This window comes from Streptococcus sp. DD11 (assembly GCF_001578865.1).
GTDB classification, from domain to species: domain Bacteria; phylum Bacillota; class Bacilli; order Lactobacillales; family Streptococcaceae; genus Streptococcus; species Streptococcus panodentis.
On sequence record NZ_KQ969396.1, the window covers coordinates 50,574 to 58,498 of the forward strand.

9 protein-coding genes are annotated in these 7,925 nt (G+C 48.4%); all 9 read right to left on the reverse strand.

Annotated features, from left to right (window positions below; all coding sequences use genetic code 11):
* Positions 1 to 968, reverse strand: a 968-nt coding sequence (locus tag STRDD11_RS09690) for a fructose PTS transporter subunit IIA (RefSeq protein WP_164828460.1), incomplete at its 3' end; no start/stop codon positions are given.
* Positions 965 to 1,876, reverse strand: a complete 912-nt coding sequence (gene pfkB / locus STRDD11_RS09695) for a 1-phosphofructokinase (protein ID WP_128837156.1) — start codon at positions 1,874 to 1,876, stop codon at positions 965 to 967. The genes STRDD11_RS09690 and pfkB, both read right to left, overlap by 4 nt.
* The gene (locus STRDD11_RS09700; RefSeq protein WP_128837157.1) at positions 1,873 to 2,616 is read right to left on the reverse strand and encodes a DeoR/GlpR family DNA-binding transcription regulator; all 744 of its coding nucleotides are present in this window, start codon (positions 2,614 to 2,616) and stop codon (positions 1,873 to 1,875) included. Before STRDD11_RS09700 ends, pfkB begins: the two co-directional genes overlap by 4 nt.
* Positions 2,617 to 3,114: 498 nt before the next feature.
* Positions 3,115 to 4,134, reverse strand: coding sequence for a CPBP family intramembrane glutamic endopeptidase (locus STRDD11_RS09705; protein ID WP_128837158.1), 1,020 nt, complete (start codon positions 4,132 to 4,134; stop codon positions 3,115 to 3,117).
* 20 nt (positions 4,135 to 4,154) lie between these two features.
* Positions 4,155 to 4,796 carry a TIGR01906 family membrane protein gene (locus tag STRDD11_RS09710; RefSeq protein ID WP_128837159.1) on the reverse strand — a complete coding sequence of 214 codons (642 nt, stop codon included), beginning with the start codon at positions 4,794 to 4,796 and terminating at the stop codon, positions 4,155 to 4,157.
* Positions 4,789 to 5,559 carry a TIGR01457 family HAD-type hydrolase gene (locus STRDD11_RS09715; RefSeq protein WP_128837160.1) on the reverse strand — a complete coding sequence of 257 codons (771 nt, stop codon included), beginning with the start codon at positions 5,557 to 5,559 and terminating at the stop codon, positions 4,789 to 4,791. The genes STRDD11_RS09710 and STRDD11_RS09715 overlap by 8 nt, the downstream gene beginning before the upstream one ends.
* Positions 5,560 to 5,570: 11 nt before the next feature.
* A complete protein-coding gene (locus tag STRDD11_RS09720) occupies positions 5,571 to 6,311 on the reverse strand; it encodes an acyl-[acyl-carrier-protein] thioesterase (RefSeq protein ID WP_128837161.1) in 741 nt (246 codons plus the stop codon).
* Positions 6,312 to 6,314: 3 nt separating this feature from the next.
* Complete coding sequence (gene hemW / locus STRDD11_RS09725; protein ID WP_128837162.1) at positions 6,315 to 7,445, reverse strand: radical SAM family heme chaperone HemW; 1,131 nt, start codon at positions 7,443 to 7,445, stop codon at positions 6,315 to 6,317.
* Between the two features lie 132 nt (positions 7,446 to 7,577).
* Positions 7,578 to 7,925 (reverse strand): pyrroline-5-carboxylate reductase family protein (locus STRDD11_RS14565; protein ID WP_277592880.1); only part of this gene is annotated, 348 nt, incomplete at its 5' end.

Consider the following 7,925-nt stretch of genomic DNA (forward strand, 5'->3'; position numbering starts at 1 on the left):
ATTTGGTCAATCAGGAAAGCAAGGGCAATCATGATCCCGCCGCCGATAACGAATGGCAGCATCTGGGAAACCCCGCTCATCAGGTGCTTATAGAAGGCACCGCCCAAGCTTTTCTTCTCTGTGCTTGCTTCTGCCGCACCGCCGCCATTCGCAGCCTTGTAGACTTCAGCATTGCCAGAAAGAGCTAGATTAATCAGTTCTTCGGTCTTGCGGATACCATCAGCTACCGGACGGTTAATCAGCGGTTTGCCGTCAAAACGGTCCATTTCAACTGCCTTGTCCGCTGCAATGATAACTGCTTTAGCTTTTTGGATGTCCTCAGCCGTCAGCTTGTTGCCGATGCCGCTGGCTCCATTGGTTTCGACCTTGATGCCGACCCCCATTTCAGCAGCAGCTTTCTGCAGCGCCTCCTGAGCCATATATGTGTGGGCAATCCCGGTTGTACAAGCGGTTACCGCAACCAGAAAATCACCGTCTTCTGCCGCAGGCTCCACTACTGCTGGTTCTTCTGCTTTTTCTGAAGCTGCATCAAAGAGAGCAATCACCTCATCTGGCGAGGTCACTTGGCGCAGCTTGTCCGCAAAACCGTCTTTCATCAGATATTGGGACAGCTCAGCCAAGGCTGCCAAGTGCGTATCATTGGCACCTTCCGGAGCAGCAATCATAAAGAACAGGTCAGTCGGCTGGCCGTCGAGACTCTCATAGTCAACACCTTTGTTGGATTTGGCAAAGAGAACGGTCGCTTCTTTGACAGCAGCATTCTTGCTGTGAGGCATGGCAATGCCATCACCCAGACCGGTTGAAGTCAGGGCTTCGCGAGCCAGAATCCCTTTTTTAAAAGCTTCAAAATCTGTCACATAGCCGTGGTCAGCCAAGCTTTGAATCATTTCTTCAATAACTGCCTTTTTCTCAGTCGCCTGAAGGTCCAGCAGCATAACATCTTTTCTCAGTAAGTCCTGAATTTTCATCGTTTTTCTACCTCTACTTTTCCATAAGTTTCTTTGATATCGTCAGCGCTCGCTAAATCATCTGAGAAGGTGGTCGCTGTTCCGCAGGCAACGCCCCATTTAAAGGCTTCCACTGCATCGCCCGAGCGGACAAATTCTCCGGTAAAACCAGCTACCATAGAATCACCGGCTCCGACAGAGTTTTTGACTGTGCCTTTGATCGGCTTGGCAAAAACGGCACCTTCTTTGGTCACCAGCAGAGCGCCATCTCCGGCCATAGAGATGATGACATGCTGCGCTCCCTTGTCCAGCAGCTGCCGGGCATAACGTTCGATGTCTTCCAGATTTTCCAGCTTGACTCCGAAAATATCACCCAGTTCATGGTTGTTGGGCTTGACCAAGAGCGGCTCAAACTCCAGCGAGTCCAGCAGGGTCTGACCCTCAAAATCACAGACGACCTGAGCGCCTGTTTCTCTGGTCAGGCCAATCAGTTCCTTGTAGACCACATTGCCCAGATTTTTAGGGCTGCTGCCGGCAAAGACCACCGTATCATCCGAGGTCAGGGAAGCAAGGAAAGTCTTGAGCTCAGCCAGCTTATCCGCTGAAATTTCCGGACCCGGTCCGTTGATTTCAGTCTCAGCATCTGCTTTGATTTTGACATTGATACGAGTGTCGGCCTCTACCTCGACAAAATGGCTGGCTATCCCTTCGCTTTCAAGAGTGTCTGTGATGAATTTTCCGGTAAAGCCGCCGATAAAGCCAGTCGCAGCATTTTCGATTCCCAAACGTTTGAGAACCCGGCTGACATTGATGCCTTTACCGCCGGCAAACTTATCGTCGCTGTCCATCCGGTTGACACTGCCTACGAGGACCTTGTCCAGGCGGACAATATAGTCAATCGAAGGATTGAGTGTAACGGTATAAATCATGCTTCAATCACCTCCGTTTTTTCCTTTATTTTCTGAAGCACTTCGGATTCAGTTTGATTGGTAATAATACTTGCTTTTGCAAGAGGTGCAACTTTGACAAAAGAGGTCTGGCCCAGCTTAGAAGCATCCGCTAAAACATAGGTCTGCTTGGCATTTTCCAAAATGGCTCGCTTGACAGCTCCCTCCTCCATATCCGGAGTTGTAAAAAAGGAATCATCAATGCCATTCATGCCGATAAAAGCCTTATCAAAATTAAGCTGTCCGATCTGATTCAGCGCCACACCGCCGATACTGGCGTCTGTCGAACGCTTGACCTTGCCGCCGATAATCACTGTAGGAATCGTGCGGTCAACCAGCTTGGTCGCATGATGAATGGAATTGGTCACCACTGTAATCCGGGGATCATGCAGCTCGTTGACCAAGAGTTCATTGGTGGTGCCGGCATCAATGAAAATCACATCGTGCTCCTGAATCAGAGCAGCTGCTGCCTGGGCAATAGCTGTCTTTTCCTGAATGCTTCTGATAGATTTCTCCTGATTGCTTTCTTCTTCCTGCAGGAAATGAAAACTCTCTGCTCCGCCATGAACCCGCCGCAGCTTATGCTCCTGTTCCAGTTCATCTAAATCTCTTCTGACGGTTGATTCTGAAGTGTTCAAAGCTTGGACTAGATGGTCAAGGGAGACAAACTTTTCCCTGGTGACGGTCTCTAGAATCACCTGCTTTCTTTCCGACTTCAGCATAAAACACCTCCTTTGCAATCGATTACAGTTATATTATACAGGAATTGAAAGTAAAGTCAAGCACTTTCTTTCAAAATCTATCACTTTTTATCATTTTCCTATCAAATCAATGCTATCCCTGATAAACATTAGCAGCAAACTGCAGTTCAGTCAGTTGGCGTTGCTGCTCTTTCTAATTCAAACCTATACGCGGCTGTAGACAAAGGAGCTGGGGGCACGCTTCGTAGCTTCCATTGTTTGACTGAGCAGGAACATAAAAAACGAATGAGGAGGGCGATTGCAGGATGCGAACAGCTCATCATTCGTTTTTTATTTGTTGTTAGTGCGCCGGCTGACTCTCTCCCAACCCTGCACCTTGATGTCAGAAGCTTGCTGACCTTATAGCTTTTCTCGGCCAGCCTTGTTAAATGTTTAAAGAATGCTGCTTTTTCAGCGATCTCAGCCAAGGAGCTGTGATTTCAAAATAGAAAAAGCGTGAAAAAACAATCCAGTAAAAAATCAGAATCTGGACGAAATATAAACAAGCAGGATAGGCAGAAGGGTTGCCAGAACGGTCAGAACAGTCAATACCCAAAACCAGACAGACTTGAAGGCCTGGCGATAGGTGCCCGGCAGAGAGCGGTTAGCCTGAATATAGGCTCTGAATTTCGGCCATTTCAAAATCAGGACCAAGAGGAAAACGGTGCTGCCAGCGATTAAAAGAGAGTTGTAAACAAAAGTGACAATGGGCTCTGGAGCTCTTTTGGAAATAAAATCCACGCCTTCTGCTATGACCAGATTATTGATGATATGAAAAATAATAGACCAGATAATCGAGTACTCAAATGCGATATAGGCAAGCCCCAAACCAGTCAAAGCGGCAAAATAAAGCTGGAATAGATTTTCATGAAAAAGACCAAAAATAATCGAAGTCAGAATAATTGCAAAAATTTTGCCGTGCTTTTCCAAAGCCCGCAGTCCCGCTCCCCTGAAGATTATTTCCTCCGTAATCGGAGCCATCAACGATGAATAAAGCAGCATGCTCAGCGTTTGGGAACCGCTGCCTCCTGATAGAATCTCCGAAATGTCAAGATTGAAAAGCAGCATGATAGACTGCATCAGCTGATTGACCAAAGCTGTAAATAATTGAGCAAACAGCAGAAAGCAAATCATGACAAAGAAAACCTTGGGCGTCATCTTTTGGCCTTTTTGGCGGAGGTCATGGGTAAAGAGCTGCTTCCCCCGAGAAATGGTAAAAACAAGCACTCCCAGACAGGCTGCCAATATATAAGCCGTCCCGTCCTTGGCTATAAATTCTGCCGCCATCTGCTCAAAGGCTGCCCTATCCGTCACTCCCCGCTGAGCCGCAAGAACGATAACCGCAACCAGCGTATAGAAAAAAATAACTGCCAGCATGACCCAAGTATAAGTAAAGCAAGTGGCCGCAAAGCGCCCCAAATCCTTTCTGGGGGTCGGATTCGGCTGAGGCTGCGGATAAGGCTGAAAGGAAGGCTGAGGCTGCTGTTGATTGTAATACATAATATCTCCTATAGTAAAATTCAAGCGCTGCTTTCACTGCCTGCAAGCTTTTTTCTGCTCAGAGCATAAAAAGTCACAAAGAAAGCTTCATACAAAAGGGCAAAAAGAATAAAGGCGTGCAGAAAGAAATCTTCCGGCAGAATCCAGATCACCGGATCCTTGGCCGGGTCAAACAGCCAAGTGCTGTCTCCGACAAAGAGCAGCTGATGAAAGAGTGTAAAAAAGCTGTTAAAACCAATCAAGAAGGCCACTGCTGTTAAGATTAGCGGCAATAGACTGAGAAGCAGAAAGGCTCGTCTGTAAAGGGCTAAAAGGCCTTTTCTGACTACATTTCGGATAAAGAGGACAAAGGCCGGCAGGGTCAGCAGAAAGACAGCCTGCGCCAGATGAAAGAGGTATTTGACTGCCTGAAAATGGTGCAGACCAGCTGCAGATGAGCGAAAGTCCGGCATGGCCAGCTGCTGACTGAAAGGATTGGTCAGGTAATTCATCAAGATATTGAAATTATACTGAATGGTCTCCGCTTTCAAATAAACCTTAGCCGGCAAGTCAAAATAAGCAATCTCCAGCGGGTACAGCAGCCAAGCCAGATAAATGGTCAGGACAACGGCTGCCGCCAGCAGAAAAAGAAGGCTGGCAGAAAATCTTAACCGATCACGCATCAAAATCCCACTCCGCTAAACTAGCCAGAACATGCGTCGGCTGAATGGGCAGGTCTGCTACTTCTTCTGGCTTGGTAAAACCTGTCGTGACTAAGAGGGTTGGGATGCCGTTGTCAATCCCCGCCCGGATGTCCGTCAGGTAATTATCGCCGACCATGACGACCGCTTCACGCGCCAGCCCCAAATGTTCGATGGCCTTTTCCATGATAATGGCATTGGGCTTGCCGATAAAGGTCGGCTGAACCCGTGTTGAGGCCTGCAGCAGAGCATTAATCGCACCAGCACCCGGCAACAGCCCGCGCTCCGTCGGAATATTGAGATCGGGATTGGTCCCGACAAAATGAGCCCCCCGCTGAATGGCCAGTGTTGCAATCGACAGCTTTTCATAGTCCACTTCCCAGTCCAGACCGACCACAACATAGTCAGGATTCTCTGTATCTTCTGTATAGCCCGCTTCTTCGATAGCGTGCTTGAGCCCAACATCGCCGATAACATAGACTTTCTTTCCCAAAGCCTTGTCATCGAGGTAGTCAATGGTGGCCAGCGTTGCGGTATAGATGGTCGAAAGCGGCGTTTCAATGTTAAAACTCTCTGCCAGCATGGTCTGAACCGTTTCCGGTGTGCGCGTGGTATTGTTGGTCACAAAAAGATAGGGAACGCCGCGCTTCTGCAGCTCATGCACAAAGGCCTCGCCGGCCGGAATCCGGCTCCTGCCCTTATAAATCGTGCCGTCTAAATCAATCAAATAGCCTTTATAAGTCATTTTCTGTCTTTCTAATTTTCTTTTTTCAGCTTTTGCCAGGTCACCAGGGCCTGTGCGTTGACTTGGCCGTCACTGGCAATCTGGTGATTGCTCTTCAGACCGTCCAAGTCATAGCTGGAGGCAATCATGCCGCCGGGACGGACTTCCCGGACATACTTGAGATGGATTTTTTTAGGGATATGCTGGGTGAGGAAGTCTGCTCCCATGACCTCAAAAATCCAGTCCAGATACTTGCTGTTATTGACATGGCCGTTCATATCCAAATCGTAAAAACGGACATGGTAGTCTTTGCTTGTCGCATGCTCTAAGTCGGGATATTTGGGTCCGCGCATCAGCTTTTTGGAAAATGCAGACTGGTAAGGTGCAACAATTTCCGGTTCCACTGGATGAACCTTGCGGCTGTCCCGATCCATGAGGACAAAGGTGCCCAGCATCTGGATAATTGCCTGACCAGACTCATCAAAAATGGTAAAGCGCCGGTAGCAAAAGAGCCGATTATAGGTCAGCGCTTCTGTTTCAATGGTGATTTCCTCGGCAAAGTGCGGGAGCCGAACCACATCAATGTCATAGTCAGTGATAATCCAGACCAGATTATAGTGCTCCAGCATGTCCTTGTCACTGATCCCTAGGTCAATGGACTGCATGCCAGACACCTGCAGGGACAGCAAAATCACGTCCGGCAGCTTGAGGTGGCCGTTCATATCTGCCATATCAAAGGGGATTTTCATTTTCATTTGGTAAGTTAAGCCCATTTTTTACTCCAATATAAATTTCTCAGCAACCGTATCCCCCAGAAACAGCCCTTTCTTGGTCATACGGACAATATCCTTGTCAGGAACCAGCAGTCCCTGCTCCGTCAGCTCTGCCACAACAGCACCATACTGCTGGTCAAAGGGCTGACCGAACTTTTCTTGGAAACGCTTCTTGGAAACACCGGATTTCTTCCTCAGTCCCAGAAACATCTCTTCTTCCATCTTTTCTTTCAGCGTCAGCACTTCTTCTGTCACCCGGGCCTTGCCGGCTTCTACGGCCTGCAGGTAATGGCGGATAGGACCATGATTCTTATAGCGGATGCCATCGACATAGCCTGAGGCTCCTGCTCCCAACCCAAAATACTCTGCATTGTCCCAGTACATGAGATTGTGGCGGCTTTCAAAGCCGGGCTTGGAAAAGTTGGAAATCTCATAATGCTCAAAACCGGCCTTTTCCAGCTCTGCGATAATGTATTCAAACATTTCCGCCTCCAGATCCTCCTTTGGCAGGGGAAGCCTGCCCCGCCGCATCCGATTCATAAAGACGGTGTGGTTCTCTAAAATCAGGCTGTAGAGGCTCATATGGGGAATGTCCAGAGCAATCGCCTTGGCCACATTTTCCCGCACATCCTCCATGGTCTGCTTGGGCAGGGCATAAATCAGGTCAATGGAAATATTGTCAAAACCAGCCTCCTTGAGGCGGTCGATATTTTCATAAATATCTTTTTCCAGATGGCTGCGCCCAATCTGCTTGAGCATGCGGTCATTAAAAGTCTGCACGCCCAGAGACACCCGGTTGACAGCCGAGTTCTTGAGCACGGCTATCTTGTCCGGAGCCAGATCACCGGGATTGGCCTCGATGGTCAGCTCTTCCAAATAATCCAAATCCAGCTGCTCCACCAGCCTGGCCAGCAACCATTCCAACTGAGCAGCCGACAGAGCTGTCGGGGTACCGCCGCCGATATAGAGAGTACGGAGTTTCTGGATGTCATAAGAACGGTACTCCTCGATCAAGTGCTCTAAATAGCTGTCTACCGGCTGATTCTTGATAAATACCTTGGAAAAATCACAATAATAACAAATCTGAGTGCAAAAAGGGATGTGCACATAAGCAGAGGTCGGTCTGGTTTGCATAGTATTTATTATATCACAGATTTGAATGGAAAGCTTATTTGAATACCAAACAAACTAAAAAAGAGAGGGATTTGACAGACACCATTCATTTTACTGTCTCCACCCCCTCTCTTTTCTAAAAGTCCAGCTCCTTCATTTCTTCCCCAGCTCCTGCGTTCTCTTGTAGGCAGCTTGAACGGCATCCATGACTGTTCCTCGAAAAGCATTTTCTTCCAGACTAGCTACCCCGGCGATGGTCGAACCAGCCGGACTGCAGACTTGGTCTTTGAGTTGGGCCGGATGTTGCCCACTGACCTGACTTAGCTTGGCAGCGCCTAAGAGAGTTTGATTGGCCAGTTCAAGCGATATGTCACGACTGAGTCCTGCTCGGACACCAGCGTCAGCCAAAGCTTCCATAAAGAGATAGACAAAAGCCGGACCGCAGCCAGCCAAAGCTGTCGCAGCATCCAGCTGCTTTTCCTCCAGCTTAACCAGCAGACC